Raw genomic sequence first — 25,265 nt, 5'->3', positions numbered from 1 at the left:
TGCCAAGATAGATGCCGTGGACGAATACTATTCAAGCACCCTGACGGGCTGGCGTGAATGGGTGAGCCTGCCCGGAATCGGAGTGCCGTGGATCAAGGCCAAAATCGACACCGGGGCGCAAACCTCGGCCTTGCACGCGGGCAACATTACTCCCTTCGAACGGGGCGGTGAGGCATGGGTGCGCTTCACGGTTCAGCCGTGGCAGGAGGGCACCCTCGACGAGGTCGAGATTGAGCTGCCTATTCACGACCGCAGGACGGTTCGGAGCTCTTCAGGGCACACCCAAGACCGTCTCGTCGTGGTGATGGACCTCGGCCTCGTCGGCAGGGTCGTCCCGGCCGAGGTGACGCTCACGGACCGCGAAGAAATGGTCTTTCGGATGCTCATTGGGCGCGAGGCTTTGAAACAGGGGTACGTGGTCGACTCGGGCGCGTCATTCCTCGGCGGGCGCCCGCCGTCGAAAATCCGCAAGCGCAACCGCGGCCTCGCCTAGCCCGACACGCGCCGCCACGACAAGTTCATAGATATTCCCCTAAGAATTCAGAGAATCCCTGGTCGAGAGCCGGGCCGCTGAGTATTCTGGGCACATGAGCACGAACAGCCTCGATCTGATCCCCGCCGGGACCGTATTCACTGCCGAACAGATCACCCACTACGCGAATTCCGACTCGCGCTCGCTCGATGAGGCCATCGCTGACGCCGACCTCCTCGTCGCCACGCCGCACTCTGGCGCGGCCATCCCGGAGGAGCTCGCCGAGTTCCTCTCCCCCGCACTCACGCGGCGCCTGCAGTACGACTTCAGCGACGTCGCGACGGCATCGATCGTGCGTCGCTGGGCCGAGATCGACCCCCGCATCGTGGCGGTCATCAACCCGCACCCCCGGCTCATCCGCGACCCGAACCGGAAGAAGCCCGACGATGTGCGTGCAGACCTCGCCGCGGCGATCGAGCGCGTCCGAGAAGCGGGCGCGTGGCAGAAGGTTGACCTCACGGGCGTCGACGCGATTCGCCCCGTCACGTTCTCGTTCTTCCCGATCCTTGAAATCCCCGAGACCGATGAGGGTCTGCAGCGCCTCGTCGACGCGTTTGCCGACACCGCCGAGCAGGGCCTCGGCGTGTACGAGCGCACCCGCGAGGAGCTCACCGACAGGTTTATCGCCCAGGGCCTCGAGCGCGGAGGCTCGTTCACGCGCCTCTCATTCCACGACACGATGAACACCACGACGACCCGCGAGGGCGCCGTGAACGTCGCCCGAGCTGAGGCAGACCGGCTCCCCGCCGTCGTTGCGCTCTCGAATCGCGGCGACCACGACGGCGAGGAGCGCGATCCCGAGGATCGCCCGACGATGGATCCCGCGGCGCTTCGCGCGCTCGCAGCGGCGCACCGCGAGGGCTTCGAGGTCGCCGATCCGGCGGCCGTGCTCCTCAACCAGCCGTACCTTGGCAGCGAGGAGATCCGCGCGGCGGGCGCGCGCTTTGGCGCGATGCGGGCCGAGGCCAAGGCGGCGAACTTCACGCCGGGGGCAGTCCAGGCAGAGTTCCTCCGCGAATTCCTGCTCGGCCCCGCGGCCGCTGCGGAACTGCAGGAGCCCGGCACGGACTGGATCGAAGAGGATCCCGCGCACATCGACGCGATCGCTCAGGCCTGCAAGCGGGCCTGGGACGCATTCCGCACGGCCTCCGCGTAGCGCCCGGTCGGCCGCGCGCGGCGATCCCGGTCGCGGACTAGTATCACCGTATGAGCAGTGGCACCGCACCCTTTACGGTTCGTCCCATGCGGGTGACAGATCTCGACGAGACCGCACGCATCCTCTGGGAAGGGTTCCGAGACGACCCCGTCTGGGGCCCGGCGTTCCCAGAGCACGCAGACCGGGCAGCGCACGCAATCGCGCACTGGCGGTTCATGGCCGACCAGGCGGTGAAGCGCGGCGAGCCGCTCGTCGCGGAGCTCCCCGACGGTTCGCTCGGCGCGGTCTCCACGTGGTTCCCGCCAGGCGAGGACGAGATCGCCGAGGAAGACCTCGGCGCGTACGAGCGGCTGCTCCGCGGCACGATCGGTGACGCGGCCGCTGAGGCGCTGCTTGGCGAAGGCGATCTGTTCGCCGAGGCGCGGCCAACCGCGCCTCACGCGTACCTCTCACTGCTCGCGGTCTCACCGGCCGCACGCGGGCTCGGCATCGGCATGCGACTCGTCGCGGCGGCGCTCGAACGCTACGACGCGACCGGCCTGCAGACGTACCTGGAATCGTCAAACCCAGCGAACGACGCGCGCTACGAGCGCCTCGGCTACGTCGCGGCGAAGCAGGTCCACATCCCCGGCTCGCCGACGGTGCAGACCTACCTCAGGCAGCCGGCGGCGGGCTGAGCGGCGGGGCCTCTCAGCCCCGTTCGCCGCTCAGCCCGTACGGCTATCCGCCCCAGAGCACTCCGAACAGCGAGCCGACGGCGATCGTCGCCACCGCGAGGATGAGTGTCGGCAGGAAGAATGAGTGGTCGACGAGCTTCGTTCCGAGCTTCGTGGAGCCCGATTCGTCGAAGTTCGCCGCCGCGATCTGCGAGCCGTTGGTGGGGAGCAGGTAGATGCCTGCGAACGCGCCGGCCCACATGCCGCTCATGAGACCAAGCGGGATGCCTGCCGCGAGGCCGATCGGCACGATCGAGTTCGTCGCCGTCGACTGGCTGGTCGTGAGCACACAGACGAGGAAGACGCCGAGCGCGAAGATCCAGGGGGCCGTATCGACGAGCCCGCCGATGCCCTCGGCAACGAGCTTCGAGTGCTCGCCGAGGAAGGTGTTCGTCAGCCACGCGAGGCCGAACAGCGCGATCGCCGAGACCATACCGGCCCGGAACACCGTCATCGTCGGAATCTCGGCGACCTTCGGCTTGGCAACGAGCATGATGAGCGTACCGGCGACGAACATGATGATCTCGATGATCGGGGTCATGCCGATCGGCTGCGGGTCATCGCCGGCGCCGAGCGGTCGCAGCCCGGAGAACAGGCCGAAGACAACAATTGCGAGAACGCCGAGCAGAAAGATGATTGCCGCCCAGCGGCCCTCCTTGGTCACCGTCACCTCGGCCTTCACCGCGGTCGCGGTCGCGCCGGGGGCCACGAGCTTGCCCGAGGCGATCTTCGCCTGGATCTCGGGGTCGTCCGCAATGTCCTTGCCGAGGCGGCGGACGAAGAGGCTCGCGAGGAAGATGCCGACGATTGCGGCGGGGAGCGTGACCTTGATGATGTCCATGAGCTCAAAGTTCCACGGCGCCGTGTCGGTCAGCGCGATCATCGCCGCCATCGCCGCGGAAACGGGGCTACAGGCGAGCGCGACGCCCGTAGCGACGACGGAGAGCGAGAGCGGGCGCGACGGGCGGATGCCGTTGCGGTACGACAGGTCGTAGATCACGGGTAGGAGCGGGTACAGGATGTTCGACGTACCGGCGCCGACGGAGAACAGGAAGGCCGTGAGCGGCGCGATGAGCGTGATCTGCTTCGGGTTCTTCGAGATCACCTTTGCCGCGATCGACACCATCCAGTCGATGCCGCCCGCGGCCTGCATCATCGATGATGCGAGTACGACGGAGAGCACGATAAGAAGAGCATCGACGGGCGGGGCGCCGGGGGCGAGCCCAAAGACAAAGACCAGGATCGCGACGCCGGTGCCGCCCCAGAGGCCGAGCCCAACACCGCTGGAGCGCGTACCCATGACGATACAGCCGAGCACGACGAGCAACTGCGTTATGAATAGGAAGATATCCACGGGTTCCCCTTTTGCTATTTTCTGGATCAGACTATCTGCGAGAGGGGCTCTAGCCCAGCTTTTCTTTTGAAATATCTATTAACAAAAGGATCACCGCACCGAAGTGAGGCATGATGGATAGACAAGGAGAAAGGCAACACGTGTCCTCAATTCTTGCGGGGCTTCGTTCCCTGCTTCCCACCCGAGCCGATTACCGGGGCCTGAAAGCGGGCTGGCGCGGTGACCTCGTCGCGGGTCTCACCGTCGGAATCGTCGCGCTTCCGCTCGCCCTCGCGTTCGGCGTGAGCTCGGGCGTTGGCGCGGAGGCCGGCCTCATCACCGCGATCGTCGCGGGCCTCGTCGCGGCGGTGTTCGGCGGCTCAAACGTGCAGGTGTCGGGCCCGACCGGCGCGATGGTCGTCGTGCTCGCGCCCATCGTCGTGCTTCACGGGGTCGGGGCGGTCGCCGTCGTCAGCCTCATGGCCGGCCTCATGGTTGTGCTCGCGGGAGTCTTTCGCCTTGGCCGCGCCGTGAGTTACATTCCGTGGCCCGTCATCGAGGGCTTCACCGCCGGCATCGGCATCATCATCTTCCTGCAGCAGGTCCCGGCCGCGCTCGGAGTCGAGAACGCCGGCCACTCATCCAACGCCGTCGTCGCCGCCTGGCAAACCGTCACCGAGGCGAGCTGGCCGGCCGCGCTGCTCCCGCTCGCGGCGGTCGCGGCGGTCGCGGCCATCATGCTGCTGCTCGAGCGCTTTGCGCCGGGCTTCCCGTCGTCGTTCGCCGCGATCCTCGTCGTCTCGGTCGTCGCGGTGCTCATGGGCTCGGCGCTCCCGAACATCGGCGAGCTGCCGAGCTCGCTGCCGGCGCCGACGCTCCCCGCCTTCGACGCCGCAATGCTCTCTTCGCTCGCGGGGCCCGCGGCAGCGGTCGCCGCGCTCGCGGCGATCGAGTCCCTCCTGTCGGCCCGCGTGGCCGCGACGATCGCCGATACGGGGCCCGTGAACGCCGACCGCGAGCTGTTCGGCCAGGGCCTCGCGTCGATCGCTTCGGGCCTGTTCGGCGGCATGCCCGCAACGGGCGCTATCGCGCGCACCGCGGTCAACGTTCGCTCGGGCGCCCGCACCCGGATGGCCGCGATCGTGCACGCGCTCGCGCTCCTGCTCGTGGTGCTCGTCGCGGCGCCGATCGTCGGCGCGATCCCGCTCGCCGCGCTCGCAGGGGTGCTCATGATGACCGCGGCCCGCATGGTCTCGTGGCAGACCGCGAAGCGCGTGTTCGGATCGGGGAAATCGAGCGCCGCCGTGTACTTCGTCACGCTGCTCGTGACCGTCAGCGTCGACCTCGTGGTGGCTGTCGGAATCGGCGTTGCCGTCGCGGCGTTCTTCGCGCTCCGCGCGCTCAGCAAAGCGAGCATCGCGTCGCGCGAGCCGCTCCCCGGCCCCGCGGCGCCCGGCGACGAGCGGATCGCGCTGTTCCGCGTCGAGGGTTCTCTGTTCTTCGGCGCGGCCGACCGCATCGTCGAGGCCATCGCCGACGAGCCCGACGTCGAGGTCGTCGTGCTGCGGCTCTCGGGCCTCCAGATCGTCGACGCGACCGGCGCGCACGCGCTCGCCGAGCTCATCACGACGCTCGAGCGCAGGGGTGCGACGGTGCTCTTGAAGGGCGTTCGCCTCGAGCACCGCACGCTCCTCAAGCGGCTTGGGGTGGACGCCTCGCTGCGGGACCCGAAGCACTCATTCGCCGAGCTCGAGCCGGCGGTCGCCCACGCGCGCGACCACATCGCGCGGGGTCGGGGAGCCTAACGGCACCCTGGTACCACCGCCGATCGTGCCACGGTGCGATGACATGGGCGGCGGGAAGGCACAGACTGGAACCATGAACACCTCCGCAGTACCCGCAATTGCCACCGGCTCAGAGCGGACGAAGGCTCGACCGAGCCGCGTCCGCTACGTTGGTGTCGACATCGCACGCCTCCTCGCGGTGGCCGGCATGATGGCAGCCCACCTCGTCGCGACAAATGCCATGAATCCGACAGTCTCGGCGTTCGAGCAGGGCGCCGGTGAGCTCGCGACGACGCTCACCGCTGGCATCGCGGCTCCCCTCTTCGCCGTACTCGGTGGGCTCAGCGCGGTCTTCGCGAGCCGCCGCGCGCTCGCCGCCGGGCGCACGGGCGCGGCCATCGGTGGCGTCGCGCTCCGCGGCGTGATCCTGATCCTCCTCGGCCTCGCCCTCGGCTACGTGGTGAGCCCGATCGTCGTCGTGCTCGTGTACTACGGCGTCGCGATGATTCTCGCTGCGCCGTTCGTCGCTGCCCGCTCGTGGCTCGTCGGCCTCGTCGCGCTCGTCGTCGGCGTCGCCGGAGGGCCCCTGAACGCGCTGCTGCGCCAGTCGCTCGGAGTCGTCGAAGAGGCCGGCTCTCCGTCGTACCTCTCCCTCGTCGAGCAGCCGGTCGAGACGCTCCGCGGTGTGCTGGTGACGGGCGCCTACCCCGCGATCACCTGGGTCGTGTACCTGCTCGTCGGCATGCTCGTCGCCCGCGCCCTGATCAGCGCAACGAGTAGGAAGCGCCTCGGCAAGGCGGCACTCTCGCTCGCGGGCGTCGGCGTAGCTGTCGCCGTCGCAGGCACGCTCGTGTCGAACTGGGCGCTCGCCAACCTCGCCACGCTTGGGGCGTCCGTTCCCGAGGGCCTCGACCCAGCCCAGTTCGCGACGTTCGTCTCAGGCCAGCAGTTCGGAGCGCCGAGCTCCCCCGACCTGTGGGCACTGCTCATCGCCGCGCCGCACTCGGGCACGCCCCTCGACATCGCGCGCACGGTCGGCATCGCGCTCGCGGTCATCGGCCTGCTCGTGTTCATGTTCGATGCAGCGGGAACGCGCACGAGCCGGGTCACTGAGGTGTTCCGCGCCGCGGGCGCGGCACCCCTCACGATCTACACGCTGCACATCGTCGTGACGGGCCTGCTCTACGCACCGCTCATGAACAACCCCGAAGCGGTTCTCGCGGCGGGTATGCCGTGGTGGGTATCGGGCGTCGCGGCCTGGGGCGTACAGTTCGCTGGCGTCATCGTGCTCGGCATCATCCTGTCAGCGACCGGGAAGCGCGGCCCGCTCGAGGCGCTCACCTCGGGCATCGTCCGCGGGCTGACCAGGGCGTAGTCGCGCCCCGCGATGCCTGCGCCCGACCCGGGAAGCTGCGCTGCATGACGCCGCGTTACCTCCGGGATCGCGGCGTCGCAGCTGCTGGGGCAGGATTGGGCCATGTCCGACTGTCCCAGCCCCGCACCTGAGCTCGACCCCAGCGGTGTGCCGTTCTCAGACCTCACACCCGGGCGGCTGCGCACCGAGCGCACGAGCCTCAAGTGGACCCGCTTCCCCGAAGACACGCTGCCGCTGTTCGTCGCGGAGATGGACTTCGCGGTCGCCCCCGAGATCCGTGAGGCGCTCATCGCCAGGGTCGCAGCGTCTGACCTCGGCTACCTTGACGGGCCGGGGCCGCTCGCCGGGGCCTTCGCTGGCTTCGCGCGCGATCGCTGGGGCTGGGAGGTACGGGAGGACAGCGTCCACCTCGCGACGGACGTCGCAACCGGCGTCGTCGAGGCGCTCCGCGTGCTCGCCCCGTGCGGCCAGCGGGTCGCCGTACCGACGCCCGTCTACCCGGGCTTCTTTGAGATGCTGGAAGAGCTGCCGTTCGAGGTCGTCGAGGTGCCGCTTACGGCCGCACCCGCGGGCAGGCTTGACCTCGCGCTGATCGAGCGAACCTTCGCGGGCGGCGTCGACGCGTTCCTGCTCTGCAACCCGCACAACCCTCACGGCACCGTCCACACCGCGGACGAGCTGCGGGGCCTCGCTGAGCTCGCCGCGCGGTACGGAGTCGCGGTCGTCTCCGACGAGATTCACGCGCCGCTCACCCACACAGGCGAGACGTTCGTACCGTTCGCCCCGATCGCCCAGGCGGCCGGCGCGCTCGCGGTCACCACGGTCTCGGCGAGCAAGGGCTGGAACATCGCGGGCACGAAGTGCGCGCTCATCGTCGCGGCCGACGACCGCGCGAACGCCGTGCTCGCGAGCCTCCCGCCCGAGACCACGACGCGGGCGAGCATCCTCGGGCTGCACGCCTCCGTCGCGGCCTTCACCCACGGCCGCGACTGGCTCGACAGGGCCATCACGCAGATCGAGGCGAACAGCAGGCTGCTCGCCGACCTCGTCGCAGAACACCTCCCGGGAGTCGGCCTCACCTCCCCGCGGGCGAGCTACCTCGCCTGGCTGGACCTGCGCGGGGCCGGCCTCGGCCCCGACCCCTATCGCGCGGTGCTCGAGCGCGCCCGCGTCGCCCTCAACGACGGCGCATTCTTCGGGGCTGGCGGCGCGGGGCACGTGCGGCTCAACCTCGCGTGCGCGCCCGACACCATCCGCGAGGCCGTGAGGCGCATCGCCAGCATCTTGCCCACCGCGACACCCACCACCGAGACACCGAAGGAGACCCGCTCATGACAACCGCACACGGCAACGACGTCGCCCAGCCCCGCACCGACTGGGCGGACTTCGACTTCGACACCCGCCAGGTTCATGCCGGCGAGTACCCCGACCTGAACACGGGCCTCAGGGTCCCGCCCATCGCGCTCTCCGCCGGCTACGTGTTCGACGACTTCGACGACCAGGTCGACAGGTTCGCCGGGCGCAGCATCGATCCGATCTACTCGCGCCAGGGCAACCCAACGAACGGCGTCGCCGAGGCACGGCTCGCCTCGCTCGAGGGCGGCGTCGCGGCGGTCGCCGTTTCGAGTGGGCAGGCGGCCATCTCGGCGGCCCTGTTCACGCTCGCCAAGGGCGGCGACCACATCGTCTCGACGGCGTCGATCTACGGCGGCACGCGCATTCTGTTCGGCCGCAGCTTCAACAGGTTCGGGATCGACGTCGACTACGTCTGGGACGCCGAAGACGACGCTGAGTGGGAGCGCGCGATTCGCCCGAACACGAAGGCGATCTACACGGAGACGATCCCGAACCCGCGCAACGACGTCACCGACCTCGCGCGGATCGCAGCGGTCGCGAGGCGCTTCAATCTGCCGCTCGTCGTCGACAACACGATCGGTAGCCCGGCGCTCATTCGTCCCATCGAGCACGGCGCAGATATCGTCGTGCACTCGACGACGAAGTTTCTCACGGGCCACGGCGCCGCCGTCGGGGGCGCGATCGTTGACGGCGGCACCTTTGATTGGGAGGCCGCCGAGAGCGCCGGGCGCGCGTACCCCCTCATCACCGACGTGAAGCCGGGGCTCGGTTCGATGGTGGATCGCTTCGGCCAGGGCGCCTACGCGCGAGCAGCGCGCGAGGCCGTCGTCAATGACATCGGCCCCTCCCTTTCGCCGTTCAACGGCTTTCTTCTCCATCAGGGGATGGAGACGCTGTCGCTGAGGATGGAGCGGCACGTCGCTTCCTCGCTCGAGATCGCGGCCTGGCTCGAGCAGCAGCCCGAGGTCGAGGCCGTGGACTACGCCGGGCTCCCCAGTTCGCCGCTCTACGAGCTCGCGAAGCGTGATTACGGTCTGACCGCTGCGGGCACTGGCGCGCGCACCGGCTCGGTGTTCGGGGTCAAGGTGCGCGGCGGTGTCGACGGCGCCCGCGCGTTCGTGAACGGCCTGCGGGTGTTTTCGCGCATGACCGGTATCGGCGATACTCGGTCAATGGTGATTCACCCGCTCACGTCAACGCACGCGACGTTCGCGCCCGAGGTGAACGAGCGGCTCGGGATCACGCCGGGGCTCCTGCGCCTGTCGGTCGGGTTGGAGTCGCCGCGCGACCTCATCGCCGACCTGCGCGCGGGGCTCGACCGGGTGTAGCGCTCCGGCCGGGCACGATCGGTCGGGATCCTGGTTCGCACGGTCGGGCGCAGTTCGCCGCGAGCTGGGAGCGTAGAAGCATGACCACCACCGCGCCCGTTCCCGTCGCAGCCCAGCGGCAAGAGGAGCACCCGCCCATGCCGTACGCCGCCCTCCTCACGCTCATGACGATGAGCTTCCTGCTCGTCACGAGCGAGTTTCTGCCCAACGGCGTGCTCACTGAGATGGCTGCGACCCTCGGCATCACGCCGGGGCAGGCGGGTCAGACCGTGAGCATGACCGCGTTCGCCGGCCTCATCACCGCGCTCCTCGTCGGCAGCGTCTTCCCGCGCATCGACCGCCGCGCTCTGCTCATCTGGATGGCGCTGCTGGGCGCCGCGTCAAACCTGCTCGTCGCGGTCGCACCGTCGTTCTGGCTGATTCTCATCGCCCGGTTCATGCTCGGCGCCGCGCTCTCGACGTTCTGGTCGATGTCGATCAGCGCCGCGTCGTCGCTCGTCGGGCCTACAAGGCTCGGCCGGGCGCTCATGTTTACGTCGGGGGGCGTCTCGCTCGCGACGGTCGCGGGCGTGCCCGTCGGCGTCATGCTGTCGAACGCGTTCGACTGGCGACTCGTGTTCGCGATCATCGGCGTCGCGATGCTGCTGCTCGCCGTCTCGCTGCGAGTGACGCTGCCCCGCATCCCCGCCACGAAGGCCGGCGGCTTCCGGGCGCTCGGCCGCGCGCTCAGGGAGCCCGGCGTCTCGCTCGGGCTCGGCGGCCACGTGCTCGTCGTGCTCGGCCACTTCGCCGCCTACACCTACATCAGGCTCGCCCTCGAGCGGGTCACTGATGCGACCGGCGCGCCGCTCACGCCGTCGACGGTCGTGCTGCTCCTCGCGCTGTTCGGTGCGGGCGGGTTCGTCGGAAACTTCGTCATCGGCCTCGTCGTGGACCGCGCGTTCAAGCTGTTCTCGATCGTCGCACCGCTCATCATCGCCGCAGCGGCGCTCACCGTGCTCGCCGCCCCGGGCGCGCTCTGGGCGGTCGGGATCGCGGTCACCGTGTGGGGCTTCTTCTTCGCCTCGTGGCTGCTCGTCGTGAACACCTGGGCGGGCCACAGGCTCCCCGACGCGCTCGAGGCGGGCGGCAGCCTCGTCGTCGTCGGGTTCCAGGCGGCGATCTTCCTCGCGGCGGCGGGCGGCGGGATCCTCAGTGACGCCGCTGGCATCACGACGGTCTACGCCACCGCGATCGCGATCCTCGTCTGCGGCTCGGTCATGTTCGGAGCGTCGCACCGCGGTCGCGCGTAGGCCGCGCCTAGTTCCCTCCGTTCCGCGCCCGCCGTCTGAGCACAAGTGCCACGCCAGCGAAGAGCAACACGGGGGCCAAGGCTGCCAGGGGCGCGAGGGAGCCACCCCCGGTCTCCGTGAGCCTCGCGGCCGTGGCCTCGGCGGTTCCGGGCTGTGGCGTTTCGCTCCCCGGGGCCTCAGGAGACGTCTTCTCCCCCCGAACCTCGATCGTCACCGACGCGGTCACGTCGCCCACCCGTGCGGTGATGACGTGCGGGCTCGCGGTCGGGAAGGTCACGGTCAAGCCGTCGACAACGTCGGTCGCGACGTCGCTCGTGATCGTCACGTCTGCCGGATCGATCTCGACTGGGTTGTTCGCGGCATCAACGCCAGCCACGCTGAACTCGAGCCTTCCCCCGCGGTCAACGGTGGTTGCCGATGGCGTCACCGTGAGCGCGGCAACAGCCCCCGCAACAACATCGACTTGAGCGCTGGCGCGCGCACCATCGAACTCTCCCGTGAATGTCCGTGGGCCCGCCACTGTCACTGCCACAGTGGAGCCCGCCACCACGTCCGTCGGCTCAGAGGACTCAAGCTCCACGTCGGCTGTGACGTCAACCGTTCCACCAAATGCCGCATTCGCGGTCGCCGTGATATCGACGGTGCTGCCCGACACGTGGGCCGAAGACGACGGGGTAATGGTCAGGGTGCGCCGCTCCCAGATCGCGTACAGTGTGACATTCGGCCCCGAAGCGACCGAGGCGAGCGGGGTGCTGGTAGTCACGAACGCGCCCGAACCATCCGCGCTCGTGTTCCACCCGCTGATCACCCAGCCCGCGGCTGACGGGTCGGGGAGGTCGGCGAGCCGGTCCGCGGCGACGACCTCGGACTCTGGTGCAGCTGCGTCCTTCCAGTTCTCGTCCCAGCTCACGAGGTACCGTGGCGCTACTGTCACGTCGGCTGTCGTTGGTGGCGCGCCTGCTCCCGCGACCCACGCAGTGATCTGGCGGGGGCCCGCCGTCGGGAACGACACCCGTAGACCGTCCACATCGTCGCCTTCGACGGAGCTGCTGAGCATCACGTCGGCCGCGGCGATGGGAACCGGGTTCCCCTCGACGTCAGCGCCCGTGACGGTGAAGTCGAGCGAGCCTCCCTGGTCAGTCGTTCCCTGAGCCGGCGTCAGCGTGAGCGTTCCCAGGGGCCCCGCAATGACGTCGAGCGTCGCCACCGCGGTCGCGCCGTCGAACACCCCTGTCAGCGTGCGCGGGCCCGCGGTCGTCACGCGCACCCGAGACTGCGCGGCCACGTCGCTGGGAACCGTTGACGAAATCTTGACCTCGTCGGAGACGTCAACGGTGCCGCCGAACGCCGCGTTCGCGGTCGCGGTCAGCGAGACGGTGTCACCCGCCGTCGCGGTCGACGAGACCGAGCTTCCTGGGTCAAAGGTCAGCGACAGCGTGCGTACATCCCAGATCGCGTACAGGGCCACCTCGGTCTCGGTTGCGACCTCCGACAGCACCGTGTCCGCGCGTACCGCCAGCCCCGTCCCGTCGGCCCGGGTGTTCCACTCACGGATCACCGCGCCATCTGCGACGGGCATCGGGAGTGCGCCAAGCGTCGCCCCCTCGATCAGCACGGTATCGGGCACGCCTGCACCGCCCCGGTTGGGGTTCCAGGTCACCGCGTAGGTGCTGATCTCCCACCCCGCGTGGAGCGTCAGATTCGACGTTACCGGCGCATCGAAGTCGTAGGGCATCGTGAACTCTGTGTCAGCAAACCAGCCCGTAAACACGTATCGCTCCCGCACAGGCGGCGACGGCGGCTCCGCCGGTGAGCCGTGCGTCACAGCTGCGGCAGACACTGCTGGCGTGCCGGGGCCCGCGTCAAACGTCACCGTGTGCTCCTGAAGCGCCCGTCCCCCGGCTCGAGCAGTCGAGGGCTCTGTGTCTGTGCGGTTGAGCGTCACGGTCACATCGGCCGCCTCGTCTGGAGCGAGCCCTGTCACCGCCACGACCCCCTCAACAACACTGACGGTGCCCGCGGTGGTCACGGCGGTGAACGTCGTGTCGTTCCCGGCAAGCGACGCATAGTCAGCGATGCGGGCCGTCCACCCATTCGCCGTTGGGGTCACGCCGGTGACGGAGAATTCGACCGAAGGTTTCTTCGCCGACCGTCCCGTGAAGCTTGACTCCGCTTCGCGTTGCCCCGGCCACTGCGAGAAGACCTGGATCGTTGCTTCTTGATTCGCTCCGAGCCCCGTCACCAGAATCCTGTCGCCGGCCCGGGTCGCGCTCACCCCGACAGGCGCTACTATCCGATACGTCTGCAGCGCGTTGTAGTTTGCGATGACGGCGGAAAACCCGTCAGGGTAAACCTGATCCCCCACCAAGGCTGGGACGCTACTTGGGGCAAGAAGCGCGTACTCGACTATCCACATACTGTGCGATTTCCAGCCGGAACGAGAAACGTCCACGCCGACATAAGCGATGGCGCCTGCTGAGAGACCCGAGACAATGATCGTGTCACCCTGCCGCACCACTTTGGCGGTGAGCTCGTCGGTAGTTTCGGGTCTGAGCAGCAGGTCGTAGGCGAAGAGAGGATCAAAGTCTAAGATCTTGACGGTGAAGCCATCCGCAGTGCGCACAGGTTGGTCGATCCGGAGAGTGGCATTCGGTAAGCCTGCCGTCCCGCGCGTCGTTGCTGAGCCGCTGAAGTAACCTGCTTTGGAGGCCTTGACGAAGATATCCGCGGTGCTGCCACCCGCAAGTCCACTGACTGTGATCGTGTCTCCGACGAGCTTCGCCGTTCCAAAGGTTGTCGTCACTTCATATTTGGCGTCGGGATCAAAGTTTGAAAGCTTGACGGTGAACCCGTTGGCTATAGAGGTCGGTGCCCCAAGCGCTGGTGTGACAGCAGAGACGGGTACCCGCTGAGTCAGAACCACCCGCGGGGAACTCAGCCAATCGCTGTCGCCAACAAGGTTCGTAGCGGTGACCCGCACGTAGGGAATGTGCCCCCGCACGTGCCGCAAATGAACAGACTCGAGATCGATGGACGCGGAGCTGTGAGCCCCGCTGACTGGGAAGCCGGCGGCAAAGGTATCAGGGGCGGTGCCGCCGACCCACACGTCGTAACGGATGACCGGCGCGTCGATCGGATCAGGTGATTTCGTCCACGACACCTCGATGTGACCTTCCACTATTTCGGCCGCAAGGCCAGTGGGGCCGTCTGGGGCCTTCCTAGGCTCGATCATTTCCCGCTTGGAGTGCTCCGAGATCGCGCCGTCCAACTGCACCCTCTGCACCGAAACCCAGTACTTTTGGTACAGCTTCAGGCCGTAGACTTCGCAGTAAGTCCCTGGCGCAGGCGCTGAGCAGGTTTTGACCGGCTCTCCACCAGTCTCAGCATTCCATACGGTCACAAGCACGCTGCCAGATGTTGCTGGATCGCCTGCCGCGTACGTCCAGTTGAAGTACGCGACAGTGTCGCGCGCGCCGATGGCAGTAAATGTCGGCGGCTCGGGCACTGATGTGTCTTCCGCGGCGAACCCGAGCGGCTCGGCGCGGTCCGCCTGCGCCTCCGCCAGAACCGCCTGCTCCTCGACGGGAGGTACCGGCTCCTCTTGCGACGGATCGTTCTCCGCCAGATCCTGCTGCGCGGGTTCTTCTGGCGTTGGCATCTGCTGGCCCGTTTCGCCCGCAACGGTGGCTGTGACCCCAGGAGGCACCTCGGCCTCATCATCGGCGATCGCCGGGGCGGTTCCGCCCAGCAGCGCAGTGACGACGAGCGCCATGCTCAGCGGCAACGTGTAGCTCCGTGACATCAGTACGATCCAATCGTCGAGCTTGATTCTGAACTCCCCGAACCGAGTGACGGGGGTGCGTTCGTGGCGGAAACCTTCACGATGACCTCTTCAAGACCGCGAAGCCCCGCGGACGCCTCGATCTCGGCGCCTATGCGCGAGCTCGCGGCACGATACCTGTCGTCGGCAAGCACCCGGAGGACGGCTTTTCTCACCTTCTCGGGCTTCGGTGCGGCCGTTGCGAGGTTGATCCCTGCCCCGCTCCACCCGACTCGGGCGGTCACCTCGGCCTTGTCCTCAGTCTTCCCCGCGACCACAAGGGGCACGCCGTGCTCAAGCGCGTAGTGGACCCCGCCGTATCCGCCATTGCTCACGAACACATCTGTGAGCGGGAGGAGTTTGTCGTGTGGGAGATACGGGGCGACGCGTACGTTTTCGGGAAGCGGCGACGGGAGCGTATCGACAGGGCGGCCTCCAGTCGATACCACGACAAGCACATCGTCTCCCGCGAGCCCTGCAACAGCGGGTTCGATGAGTTGCGAATAGTCGCGGTTGGCGACGGTACCTTGGCTCACGTGCACCACGGGCCTACTCCCGTCGAGTTCGCCCCACCATTCCGGGAGCACTCCTCCGGAGGGGACCGTGCGTGACAGTGGTCCAACAAAATGGACGTTCGCCGGAAGATCTGAGCGCGGGTATTCGAACCCGGGCACGGAGAACTGCACAATCGCGTCGGCACTCTCCTGCCCGTTCATGAAGAACCCCTCGAGGGGTTCACCGGTGGCACTCAGAATGAGTTGCTCAGCTTCCTTCTGCACCCCGCCGAAGATAGCCCGTTGAGCGAAGAAACGAAGCGCGGAGTTTCGAAGACGCCCGATTGGCCCGCGCATGGGCGTGACGCCGAGCCCGTAGGGGGCGGTGTCTGGGCTCGAAAGCCCGAGGGGAATGATCCCGAGCGAGATCACCGCCGGCCGCTCGCTCCGACGCTTCCGCACAAGCGCGAGCGTGCCCATGAACATCGGCTCCACCAGCACAGCGTCCGTGGTTTCCGCGGCGAGCGCGGCCTCGACCGCAGCGAGTTGGCTCAGCGCCGGGCGCAGAAAGATTGTGGAGATGTCGTAGCGGATACCCGCCGGCCCAGTGAGCCCCACCCGGCCAGGAAACGCGCCGTCCATATCGGCGTCGTCGTAGTCGGCGTCTGCGGGAAGCGCGAGAAACTCAGCACCGGTGGCCTCGATCGCTTCGCGATACTTTGAGCCGCTCAAAAACCGCACGCGGTGCCCGCTGTCGTGGAGGTGGCGCGCGACCGCGAGGAGCGGCGTCACGTGTCCGTGAACGGGAGTGCTGCAGAGAAGAACGGCGAACACCGGTGTCCTTTCAGGGAAGAGTGGAGGCGTCCCGACTATGCTGGAGCCCGTTAGGTATTTCATTAAACCATAGGGTCAGTCAATTGTCTGCATCTTCTCACTCCCAATCTGCCGCTCGAAAATACAGCTCGCCACTGCGTGACGAGCAGGCCGCCGAGACGCGACTACGGATCGTTCGGGCAGCTGCGAAACTCTTCGCTTCGGCCGGCTACGACGGCACGTCGCTCGCGGATCTCGCGCGCGAAGCGGGGGTCTCGCTGGGAACACTGAAGGCCAACGGCCCCAAGCGTGACCTGCTGTTCGCCGCGTTCGAACTGAGCTTCGCCGGGGCCGAGGGCGTAGACACGCTCGCCACCCACGAACCAATCGCCGAGATCACCGCTGACAGCGACAACGAACGCTACATTCTCGGCATCACTCACTTTGTCGCCGAGTCAAACCGGCGCAGCAATCAGTTGTGGGCCGCGCTGGTGTCTGCCGCCACGTCCGACGCCGCGGTGCACTCGACGCTCGGCGGGCTCCGCAGCCGCAGGCGGGAGGACATGCTCGTGCTCGTTGATGAGCTGCGCCGGAGGGGCATGGCTTCGGCCAAAGCACCCCGCGAGCGGCAAGCAGACGCGCTCTCGTTCGTCCTCTCACCGGAGGGCTACAGCCAACTTGTCACGGAAGCGGGCTGGAGCCACGCCGACTACGAGACCTGGCTCAGGCACACGGTGCTTCTGGCGAGCGCATCGGATCCCTTCGCCAAATAGCTGGCAGACCGATCGTCGCGCACCGGCCCGCGCCTACTCCCAGCGCGACGGGGCGACGCCCGTGTGGCGCCTGAACGCGCGGCTAAACCCCTCGTCTGAGGCATAGCCGAGCTCACGCGAGGTCTGGGTGACGGAGGCCCCGCGCGCGAGGCGACGCTTCGCGTCCTCCATTCGCACGCCGGTAATGTACTGGCCTGGCGAGGAGCCGACGAGTTCGCGGAAACGCCGCGAGAACGCCGAGCGCGACATCGCGCCCAGGCTCGCGAGCGCGTCGAGCGACCAGTCACGGCCCGGGTCGGAGTGAATCGCCGAGATCACGGGGTCGAGGTGTGGATCCGCGGCGCGGGCCGCCCAGCCGCTCGGTGCGCATCCCGCCGACACCCAAGCCCGGAGCACCCCAATGAGCAGGGTGCGGGCCATGAGGCGGCAGACGACTTCGCCCCCGCCAGCCGCGACGATGGGCGCGGGCGAAACGGCCTCGCCCATGTTGCTCGCGAGTGAGGCGAGCGCCGGGTCGATGCGGGAGAAATCGGTGATGGTGAGCGGGTCGGGCAGGATCCTGCGCAGGCGGTGCGCCGCCTCGTTGAGTTCGACGCCGACCCGCACGACCTCGGCGTCGTTCGCCGCGGTGAACTCGAGCGGCACCGCCCCCATGGTGAGGATCGCGGAGCCCGCCGGAAACTCCGAGACGTGTCCGCGCGCGACGACGCCCGCGTGGTTCGGGCCGGTCTCGCACGAGGTCGCCGAGTCTCCCCGCAGCCGCCCGCTCACCACGTAGAGCAGCGTGACGGCGCCAGCCGGAGTGACGACCCGGCGGCCTTGGGGCAGCGCGACGCGCGTCGTTGTCGTCACGACGACGTCGATGCTTTCGAGGAGCGTGCCAAGCGGCGCGGTTGCGGTGTTCTGCATGCGAGATGCAACCCGCGCGCGGCCCCCGCTATTCCGCGCCGCCCGGCGTTGCGGAAGCCTAGCCGTTGCGCTTCGCGTGCAGCTCGAAGTGCGCGTGGGCGGTGCGGAGCCAGCCGAGCAGGAACTCGGCTGTCGACTCGTTCGACACCTCGCCATCCTCCGAGATGAGCCCCTCGGTCATCTGCAGGTAGACCTCGGGCTGCTGCAGGTCGGGCGCATCGAGGAACGCGAGGATCGAGCGGAGGTGCTGCTGTGCGAGCGCCGTGCCGATCTGGCCGATCGACGCGCCGGCTACCGCGGTGGGCTTGCCCGCGAAGCTGTTCTGCCCCCAGGGGCGACTCGCGGTGTCGAGCGCGTTCTTCAGCACGCCGGGCACCGAGCGGTTGTACTCGGGGGTGACGATGATAATGCCGTCGGCGGCCTCAACGGCCTGCTTGAATTCTGCGGCGGCGGCCGGGATGCCACCGTCGTGGTCGGCGGAATAGAACGGCAGGTTCGCGATCGGGATCTCAGTGAGCGTGAGGTCGGCCTGCGGCGCGAGCTTCACGAGCGCGTTGGCGAGGCGGCGGTTGATCGAGGTCGAGGAGACGCTGCCGACGATGAAACCGATGTTGTACGTAGCCATAACTACAGTTCCTTTCTAGAACGCTGCGAGTTCTCAAGGGAGAACCTCGGCGCTCCCTCAAGCATTCCCACTCCGCCTGAGAGAACACCGTCTGTTCACGCGGGCGGAGTACAGTGCAGCCATGGCTACTCTGCGCGTGCTCCACCTCACCGACACCCACCTGTTTGGCGACGATTCGCGCCACTACGGCGTGGTCGACACCGCCGACCACCTCAGGCGAACACTCGCGCACGTCGCCGGGCGCGAATTCGACCTCGTCGTCTGCTCGGGCGATGTGAGCGAGGACGGTTCAGAGGCGTCGTACGAGCTCGCGCGCGAGCTACTCGAGCCGTGGGCTGCCGAAAGGGGCGCACGCGTCGTCTTCGCGATGGGCAACCATGACCGCCGGGAGAGCTTCCGCGCTGTCCTCGGTGAGGGCCAGCTGGGCGTCGCAGCGACGCCGCTGAACGGCGGCCTCGACCCCGCGCGGCCGATCGCGTCGGTCGCGACCGCCGGCGGCTGGCGCACGATCGTGCTCGACACCTCGGTTCCGGGCGCGGGCTACGGCGCGCTCGATCCCGCGCAGCTTGATGCGCTGGCTGTCGAACTCGCGACGCCCGCCGAGCACGGCACGATCCTCATCATGCACCACCCGCCCGTTCCCGCCCAGACCGACCTGCTCGGCGCGCTCGACCTCGGCGACGCAGACACGGCGGCGCTCTGGGAGCGGCTTGCCGGCAGTGACGTGCGCGCCGTGCTCGCCGGCCACTACCACCTGCCCGTCGTCGAATTCGTGCGCGGCATTCCCGTCGTCGTCGCCCCCGGCAGCGCGAACGTCGCCGCCGCGTTCGAGGACCCCGCCGTGGAGTCGGCGAGCGACGACTTCGGGGGCGCGACACTCGAGGTGAGCGCCGACCGCGTTCGCGTCGTGCCGTTCACCCGGCCGGTGACGGGCGGCGACGTGTTTCGCATGGACACGGAAACCGTCACCCGCATCATCGCGGCCGCGGGTCGCGGCTAGTCGGCGTTGTCGTAGCGGAGCACGAACCTGGCCTCGTCGCCGCGCAGCCTGCGCCGGACGTAGAACACCGGGGTCCCGTCGAGCGTCGCTGAGACGCCGTCTCGCACGAGCAACGCGGTTCCCGGTGGCACCTCAAGGCGCTCTGCGTCATCGAAGTCGGCGCCGACTGCACTGAACGCCCGCCACAGGTACCGCAGCTCGAGTCCCTGCCCGTTCGCGAGGGCGGCAACAACAGACTCGTGGCAGCTCAGCAGGTCAGGGATCGGAGCGAGACTCGGGCGATACCAGTAGCTATTCGCGATCCACCGTCTGCCATCCCGAAGCATCACGGTATCGAGTCTCCGCAGCTCGCCCTGCTCCACTCCGAGGTGCTCCGCGGCCGCCACCCCCTGTGCGTCGTTCGCCGGCCCCTCGGCGAGCACGACCTCGTCGACGCGGCGCACCGGTGCCGTCGAACGCTGCTGCGGCGGCCAGTCGAGTGCCTCCGCCATCGCGTCGGTCGACTGCCGCGCGAGCGGCACACTCGCGACGATCTCCACGAGGTCGGGTGGCGTCACGACGAAGGTACCGACGCCGCGCCGGATCTCGACGGCGCCAAGCCGCTGGAGCTCGGTGACGGCCTGCCGCAGGGTGAGCCGCGTGACCCCGAAGCGCTCGGCGAGCGCCGTTTCGTTCGGCAATTTCTGGCCGGCAGGAAGCTTCCCCGACTGCACGTCCGCCCACAGCTCCGTCGCGATCCGGCGATACATCGGCATGTTTCCCCCTGCCCCTTTGGCGTTCATTTGCTCAATGTTCACCACGCACTCCACTCCGTGTCATTTGACCACGCAAACATATAGACGTCTAGATCACTCTGGGGGCACTTCAAACAATCCTCAGCTTATAGAAAGGTGCGTCATGCGCAAACTGGCTGGTCCCGCAGCTCTCCTGCTCAGCGGTCTTCTCCTCGCGGGCTGCGCGTCAACGGGTTCGGGGGCGGGGCAGGAGCCCTCGGCAGCGACCGATCCGACGGCGATTGTCGACATCCAGGTTGGCCTTGAGCCGACGAGCCTCGACGTCCGCACTACCTCGGGCGCCGGGCTCGTGCAGCTCATGCGAGGCAACGTCTATGAGGGCCTCGTCGGGATGTCTGAGGACCTCGAAATCACCCCCGCCCTCGCGTCGAAGTGGGAGGTCTCCGAGGATGGCCTGGTCTACACCTTCACCGTGCGCGACGGCGTTTCGTTCCACGACGGCACCCCGATGACCGTCGAAGACGTCGTCGGCTCACTCACTGCGTCGAGCGCCGAAGGCTCGCTGAACCCCGACGCGAAGCGTATGACCGCGGTCGCGAGCATCGAGGCGACCGACGACAGCACCGTTGTCATCACCCTGTCACGCCGCGACATCAACTTCCTAGACACCCTCACGACCGCCGCGGGGTTCGTCACGCCTCAGACCGAGGGGCTCGACCTCGCGACGACCGCGAACGGCACCGGCCCCTACACGGTCGACCAGTGGAACAAGGGCGCAACGATCTCGCTCGTCCCCGCCGAAAACTACTGGGGCGACAAGCCGGCAAACGGCGGCGTCGTCTTCCACTACATCACCGACCCGACGACCGCGGCAACCGCTCTGCGCGGCGGCGAGATCGACATGATCGCCGGCACGACGCCCGAGACCGCAGCCCTGTTCGCCGACGACGAGGCCTTCACGGTCACAGAGGGCGCCTCGACGAGCTGGATGACGCTCGGGTTCAACAACGCGTTCGAGCCCCTCTCCGACGAGCGCGTTCGCAAGGCGATTCGCCAGGCGATCAACAAGGAGGAGCTCGTCGAGGTCATCGGCGGCGGCGCGATCACCGTGGGTTCGATGACCGTGCCGAGCGACCCCTGGTATGTCGACACCACCGGGAGCGCACCCTACGACCCCGAAGAGGCAAAGGCGTTGCTCAAGGAGGCGGGGCAGGAGAACCTCAGTCTCACGCTCACCGTGTCAAACACCTACGACACGATCATCACCGAGTTCATCGCGGCTGAGCTCGCGAAGGTCGGCGTCGAGGTGAAGATTGACCAGGTTGAGTTCGCGACCTGGCTCGACGAAGCGTTTACGAAGAAGAACTACGAACTGACGATGGTGCTTCACGTCGACCCCTCGACGCTCAGCTACTACGGCAACCCCGCGTACTACTGGAACTACGACAATGCCGAGGTGCAGCAGCTCGTCGCCGATGCGAACACCGCCGCCTCTGAAGCAGACCGAGACAAGAACCTCAGCGAGGTCGCGAAGATCGTCGCCGAAGACTCGGCGAGCGACTGGCTGTACTCGCCCCAGACGCTCATCGTGGCCGACAGCGCACTCGGCGGCTACCCGACGAGCCGCATCGCGAACAACCTTGCCCTCAGCGGCATCACGGTCGCGGAGTAACCGGAGCGCGATCGCATGGCTCTCACGACTGAGACACCTCGCGCGGGCGTCGCACCCCAGGCCTCCGGGCCCCGGGTGCGGCGCCCCGCCGCGGGCGCGTGGGCAACGGTGGGCACCGTGCTCGCCGAGCTCGCGACACTCGCGCTGTCGCTGCTTGCGGCGAGCGCCGTCATCTTCGGGCTTCTCGCCGTGCTCCCTGGCGACCAGGCCGCCGTACTCGGCGGTACCGACGCGACGCCCGAGCAGGTCGCCGCGCTCCGCGCCGAGCTGGGGCTCGACCGCCCCCTCGCCAAGCGCTACCTCGACTGGCTCGGCGGGATCATCACCGGCGACCTCGGCACGTCCGGGCTCGACGGCAGGCCGATCGCCGGCGAACTCTCTGAGAAGCTGCAGGTGACTGTTCCGCTCGGCCTCCTCGCGCTGCTTCTCAGCGTCCTCATCGCGGTCCCCATCGGAATGCTCGCAGCCGTTCACCGGGACCGCGGGTTCGGCCGGACGGTCGCTGCTTTGAGCCAGGTGACGGCGGCCGTACCCACCTTCGTCACCGGCCTCGTGCTCGTCGTCGTGATCGCGCTGCCCACGCGACTCTTCCCGGTACAGGGATTCCCGGCGAACCGGTGGGAGGATCCGCTCGCCGCGCTGCAGGCGCTGATGCTCCCCGCACTCGCGGTCGCGATCGGTCAGGCCGCCGTGCTCGTACGCTTTGTGCGCAGCGCGACGATCGACGTGCTCACCAAAGACTGGGTGCGCACGGGGCTCGCGCAGGGCTGGCCGCTGCGCACGATCCTGCTCCGCCAGGGCCTACGCAACGCATCGCTGCCGCTCATCGGCGTCATCGGCCTCGAGATCGCGGGCGTGCTGATGGGGTCCGTCATCGTCGAGAAGCTGTTCGGGCTGCCGGGCGTCGGCGGGATGCTCCTCGCGAGTGTCGGCAACCGTGACATCCCAACGATCCAGAGCACGCTGTTCGTACTCACCGCACTCGTGATGATCACGACGGTGCTTCTTACCGCACTGTCGCGCGTACTCGACCCGCGCATCAGGAGGACCGCATGATTCGCCGATTTTTCCGCAACCCGCTCGGCGCAACCGGGCTTGCGCTCGTCGCACTCCCCGTCCTCGCCGCGCTCGTCTCGCTCGTATGGACGCCGTACGATCCAACCGCGTTCTCACCTGTCGATCGCTGGCTGCCACCCTCCGGCGCGCACCCGCTCGGCACAGACGCGGGCGGGCGAGACCTGTTCAGCGTGCTGCTCGCCGGCGCGCAGTCAACGATGCTCGCCACGATCATCGCAACGACTGTGGCCGTCGCCCTCGGGCTCCCGCTCGCGCTCGCGACGGTGCTTCTCCCCAGGCGCCTTGGTGCGCTCCTTGAGCGCGGGGTCGACATCGCGATTGCGTTCCCGGTACTCGTCCTCGCAATCATCCTCGTCACGTCGTACGGCGCGAGCGTGTGGACGTCATCGCTCGCAATCGGTCTCGGCTCATCGGTTGTCGTCGCACGAACGCTCACCCCAGAACTGCGCGGTCTGCTCGTCTCGCCCTTCATCACCCTCGCGACAGCCGGCGGCGTCGGCACCCTCGGGGTGCTCCGTCGTCACGTGATGCCGAACATCGCACCGACGCTCCTCGTCCGTACGACGCAGTTGCTCGGCGTCTCGGCGCTCGCGGAGGCTGGCCTGTCGTACCTCGGCTTTGGCACCCCGCCCCCGACCCCGTCCTGGGGGCGCACGCTGTCCGACCTCCAGGCGCAGGTACTGACGCGCCCCGAGGTGCTCATCGCTCCGAGCGTCGCAATCATCATCCTCGTGCTCGGGTTCTCCCTGCTCGGCGACGCGCTCAGGGACGCGCTCGAGCCGTCACAGCACGGTGTTCCCGGCCGCGCCCGCCCCACGCCGGCGTCCCCGCGACTGCCTCTAGACCCGCCACTATCAGCACAGCCCTCACAGCCCGCGAGCGAACGAAAGGTCTCAGCATGACGCTCCTCGACATCAGCAACCTCAGCATCCGAATCGGTGATCGCATCATCGTCAACGACGTCTCTCTCGCGATCCGCCCGGGCGAGCGGGTGGGCCTCATCGGCGAATCCGGCTCGGGCAAATCGCTCACCTGCATGGCTGTTCTCGGTTTACTCCCCGCGGGGGCCACCGCGACGGGCAGCATCCGTGTGCGCGGCCGCGAAGTGCTCGGAGCTAGCCCGGCAGACTTGCGCCAACTGCGTGGCCGCAGCGTCGGGTGCGTCTTCCAGGAGCCGCAGAGCGCGCTGGATCCCCTCATGCCGATCCACCGGCACCTCGTCGCGGGCCTTCGCGCGCACCAGCCGCTCGGTAAGAAAGCCGCGATGGCGAAGGCGATCGAGCTCGCAGCAAGCGTCGGCCTCCCCGAGCCCGAGACGCTCGTGCGGCGCTACCCGCACGAACTCTCGGGCGGGCAGCGTCAGCGGGTCATGATTGCTATGGCGATGGCGACGAAGCCCGCGCTCCTTCTCGCCGATGAACCAACGACGGCGCTCGACGTAACCGTGCAGGCGCGCGTGCTCGAACTCATGGGCGAGCTCGTCACGGGCTCCGGCGCGGGAAGCCTGCTCGTCACACACGACATGGCCGTCGCCGCGAGCCAGTGCGACAGAGTCGCGGTCATGCAGTCGGGCCGAATCGTCGAGGAGGGTGCCCCAGGCGAGCTCATCGCAAGGCCCCGCGCGGAGTACACGGCCCGACTCATCGACGCCGCCTACGCAACGAGCTGGCAGCCAGCGCTCGAGGCGGTAGCGGCGTGACGGCCCCAATCCTCTCCGCTTCGGCCCTCGGGATGCATTATCCGGGGGCGCGGACTCCCGCGCTGACCGAGGTCGATCTTGCGATCCGCGCAGGCGGTCACCTTGGCATCATCGGCGAGTCGGGGTCGGGCAAATCGACGCTCGCACGACTGCTACTTGGCCTGCAGCGGCCGAGCTCCGGCAGCGTGCAGTTTCGCGGCGAACCCATCCCCACCGGCCGCGGCCGTTCGGCTCGGGAGTTTCGCCGCGCGGTGCAGGTCGTACTGCAAGACCCGGTTGCTTCGCTCAGCCCTCGCATGACCGTTGGGGGCATCATCGCGGAGCCGGTGCGGGCGCTGCGGCCCGAGTGGAACGAACGCGAGCGCGTCGCTGAGCTGCTCGCCGCGGTCGATCTCCCCGCCGACGTCGCGCAGCGACTTCCGCGCGAACTCTCGGGAGGCCAACGACAGCGAGTCGCGATCGCCCGGGCGCTGTCCGTGCGCCCGGAGGTAGTGATCGCCGACGAGCCGGTCAGCGCGCTCGACGTGTCGGTCCGCGCCCAGGTACTCCAATTGCTCCGCCGGCTCGCGGCCCACGAGGGGCTGACGGTCGTGGTCGTCTCGCACGACCTCGGCATCATCGACGGACTGTGCACGGAGGCCGCAGTCATGCAGCGTGGGCAGATCGTCGAGCACGGGCCCACCCGGCAGATCCTTGACGATCCCGTTCACCCCTACACGCGCGAACTCATCGCGAGCGTCCCGACGCTCCCCTACCGTTCGACCCACCCATAGGAGA

21 protein-coding genes are annotated in these 25,265 nt (G+C 68.3%); 15 read left to right on the top strand and 6 right to left on the bottom strand.

The window, feature by feature from the left end; all coding sequences use genetic code 11:
• Nucleotides 1-16: 16 nt before the first annotated feature.
• The 3 genes from FB468_RS12380 to FB468_RS12370 all read left to right on the top strand — a co-directional run bounded on the left by FB468_RS12380 (nucleotide 17) and on the right by FB468_RS12370 (nucleotide 2,365).
• Nucleotides 17-493 carry an ATP-dependent zinc protease family protein gene (locus FB468_RS12380; RefSeq protein WP_141887619.1) on the top strand — a complete coding sequence of 159 codons (477 nt, stop codon included), beginning with the start codon at nucleotides 17-19 and terminating at the stop codon, nucleotides 491-493.
• 94 nt (nucleotides 494-587) lie between these two features.
• The gene (locus FB468_RS12375; protein WP_141887618.1) at nucleotides 588-1,688 is read left to right on the top strand and encodes an N-formylglutamate amidohydrolase; all 1,101 of its coding nucleotides are present in this window, start codon (nucleotides 588-590) and stop codon (nucleotides 1,686-1,688) included.
• An 86-nt stretch (nucleotides 1,689-1,774) separates the two neighbouring features.
• Nucleotides 1,775-2,365 (top strand): GNAT family N-acetyltransferase, encoded by a 591-nt coding sequence (locus tag FB468_RS12370; RefSeq protein WP_170219721.1) that lies wholly within the window; start codon nucleotides 1,775-1,777, stop codon nucleotides 2,363-2,365.
• Nucleotides 2,366-2,408: 43 nt separating this feature from the next.
• Here FB468_RS12370 and FB468_RS12365 read toward each other — a convergent pair whose 3' ends face one another.
• Complete coding sequence (locus FB468_RS12365; RefSeq protein ID WP_141887616.1) at nucleotides 2,409-3,758, bottom strand: anaerobic C4-dicarboxylate transporter; 1,350 nt, start codon at nucleotides 3,756-3,758, stop codon at nucleotides 2,409-2,411.
• A gap of 140 nt (nucleotides 3,759-3,898) precedes the next feature.
• Here FB468_RS12365 and FB468_RS12360 point away from each other — a divergent pair, with 140 nt between their 5' ends.
• The 5 genes from FB468_RS12360 to FB468_RS12340 all read left to right on the top strand — a co-directional run bounded on the left by FB468_RS12360 (nucleotide 3,899) and on the right by FB468_RS12340 (nucleotide 10,872).
• Nucleotides 3,899-5,542 (top strand): SulP family inorganic anion transporter, encoded by a 1,644-nt coding sequence (locus FB468_RS12360; RefSeq protein WP_246055868.1) that lies wholly within the window; start codon nucleotides 3,899-3,901, stop codon nucleotides 5,540-5,542.
• A 73-nt stretch (nucleotides 5,543-5,615) separates the two neighbouring features.
• The gene (locus tag FB468_RS12355; RefSeq protein WP_170219719.1) at nucleotides 5,616-6,896 is read left to right on the top strand and encodes a heparan-alpha-glucosaminide N-acetyltransferase domain-containing protein; all 1,281 of its coding nucleotides are present in this window, start codon (nucleotides 5,616-5,618) and stop codon (nucleotides 6,894-6,896) included.
• A 102-nt stretch (nucleotides 6,897-6,998) separates the two neighbouring features.
• On the top strand, nucleotides 6,999-8,231 hold the full coding sequence (locus FB468_RS12350; RefSeq protein ID WP_141887613.1) for a MalY/PatB family protein: 1,233 nt from the start codon (nucleotides 6,999-7,001) through the stop codon (nucleotides 8,229-8,231).
• A complete protein-coding gene (locus FB468_RS12345) occupies nucleotides 8,228-9,580 on the top strand; it encodes an O-acetylhomoserine aminocarboxypropyltransferase/cysteine synthase family protein (RefSeq protein WP_141887612.1) in 1,353 nt (450 codons plus the stop codon). The genes FB468_RS12350 and FB468_RS12345 overlap by 4 nt, the downstream gene beginning before the upstream one ends.
• 80 nt (nucleotides 9,581-9,660) lie before the next feature.
• Complete coding sequence (locus FB468_RS12340) at nucleotides 9,661-10,872, top strand: MFS transporter (protein WP_141887611.1); 1,212 nt, start codon at nucleotides 9,661-9,663, stop codon at nucleotides 10,870-10,872.
• A gap of 7 nt (nucleotides 10,873-10,879) precedes the next feature.
• Here FB468_RS12340 and FB468_RS12335 read toward each other — a convergent pair whose 3' ends face one another.
• Both FB468_RS12335 and FB468_RS12330 read right to left on the bottom strand, forming a co-directional pair.
• The gene (locus FB468_RS12335) at nucleotides 10,880-14,674 is read right to left on the bottom strand and encodes an InlB B-repeat-containing protein (protein ID WP_141887610.1); all 3,795 of its coding nucleotides are present in this window, start codon (nucleotides 14,672-14,674) and stop codon (nucleotides 10,880-10,882) included.
• A complete protein-coding gene (locus FB468_RS12330) occupies nucleotides 14,674-16,020 on the bottom strand; it encodes a glycosyltransferase (protein ID WP_141887609.1) in 1,347 nt (448 codons plus the stop codon). Before FB468_RS12330 ends, FB468_RS12335 begins: the two co-directional genes overlap by 1 nt.
• 83 nt (nucleotides 16,021-16,103) lie before the next feature.
• On the opposite strand from FB468_RS12330, the gene FB468_RS12325 reads away from it, so the two are divergent.
• Nucleotides 16,104-16,772: a TetR/AcrR family transcriptional regulator gene (locus FB468_RS12325; RefSeq protein ID WP_170219718.1), complete on the top strand. Its 669-nt coding sequence runs from the start codon at nucleotides 16,104-16,106 to the stop codon at nucleotides 16,770-16,772.
• A gap of 33 nt (nucleotides 16,773-16,805) precedes the next feature.
• Here the strand turns inward: FB468_RS12325 and FB468_RS12320 are convergent, their stop codons facing one another.
• Both FB468_RS12320 and FB468_RS12315 read right to left on the bottom strand, forming a co-directional pair.
• Entirely contained in the window at nucleotides 16,806-17,681 is an 876-nt protein-coding gene (locus FB468_RS12320; RefSeq protein WP_170219717.1) for a helix-turn-helix transcriptional regulator, read from the bottom strand.
• 58 nt (nucleotides 17,682-17,739) lie between these two features.
• Complete coding sequence (locus tag FB468_RS12315; protein ID WP_141887606.1) at nucleotides 17,740-18,306, bottom strand: NADPH-dependent FMN reductase; 567 nt, start codon at nucleotides 18,304-18,306, stop codon at nucleotides 17,740-17,742.
• A 121-nt stretch (nucleotides 18,307-18,427) separates the two neighbouring features.
• On the opposite strand from FB468_RS12315, the gene FB468_RS12310 reads away from it, so the two are divergent.
• Complete coding sequence (locus FB468_RS12310) at nucleotides 18,428-19,306, top strand: metallophosphoesterase (RefSeq protein ID WP_246055867.1); 879 nt, start codon at nucleotides 18,428-18,430, stop codon at nucleotides 19,304-19,306.
• On the opposite strand, the gene FB468_RS12305 is transcribed toward FB468_RS12310, so the two are convergent.
• Nucleotides 19,303-20,088 carry a GntR family transcriptional regulator gene (locus FB468_RS12305; protein ID WP_141887605.1) on the bottom strand — a complete coding sequence of 262 codons (786 nt, stop codon included), beginning with the start codon at nucleotides 20,086-20,088 and terminating at the stop codon, nucleotides 19,303-19,305. The genes FB468_RS12310 and FB468_RS12305 overlap by 4 nt on opposite strands.
• 115 nt (nucleotides 20,089-20,203) lie before the next feature.
• On the opposite strand from FB468_RS12305, the gene FB468_RS12300 reads away from it, so the two are divergent.
• From FB468_RS12300 to FB468_RS12280, 5 genes are read left to right on the top strand one after another with little or no spacing between them, the layout of a single operon-like run.
• Nucleotides 20,204-21,712, top strand: a complete 1,509-nt coding sequence (locus FB468_RS12300) for an ABC transporter substrate-binding protein (RefSeq protein WP_170219716.1) — start codon at nucleotides 20,204-20,206, stop codon at nucleotides 21,710-21,712.
• 15 nt (nucleotides 21,713-21,727) lie between these two features.
• Nucleotides 21,728-22,768, top strand: a complete 1,041-nt coding sequence (locus tag FB468_RS12295; RefSeq protein ID WP_141887603.1) for an ABC transporter permease — start codon at nucleotides 21,728-21,730, stop codon at nucleotides 22,766-22,768.
• Nucleotides 22,765-23,691 carry an ABC transporter permease gene (locus tag FB468_RS12290; protein ID WP_141887602.1) on the top strand — a complete coding sequence of 309 codons (927 nt, stop codon included), beginning with the start codon at nucleotides 22,765-22,767 and terminating at the stop codon, nucleotides 23,689-23,691. Before FB468_RS12295 ends, FB468_RS12290 begins: the two co-directional genes overlap by 4 nt.
• The gene (locus FB468_RS12285; protein ID WP_141887601.1) at nucleotides 23,688-24,488 is read left to right on the top strand and encodes an ATP-binding cassette domain-containing protein; all 801 of its coding nucleotides are present in this window, start codon (nucleotides 23,688-23,690) and stop codon (nucleotides 24,486-24,488) included. Before FB468_RS12290 ends, FB468_RS12285 begins: the two co-directional genes overlap by 4 nt.
• On the top strand, nucleotides 24,485-25,261 hold the full coding sequence (locus tag FB468_RS12280; protein WP_246055866.1) for an ABC transporter ATP-binding protein: 777 nt from the start codon (nucleotides 24,485-24,487) through the stop codon (nucleotides 25,259-25,261). The genes FB468_RS12285 and FB468_RS12280 overlap by 4 nt, the downstream gene beginning before the upstream one ends.
• The last annotated feature ends 4 nt before the right edge of the window (nucleotides 25,262-25,265 follow it).

It is taken from the genome of Leucobacter komagatae, from assembly GCF_006716085.1.
Classification (GTDB): Bacteria; Actinomycetota; Actinomycetes; order Actinomycetales; family Microbacteriaceae; genus Leucobacter; species Leucobacter komagatae.
This window is presented reverse-complemented; position numbering and strand designations above follow the sequence as displayed.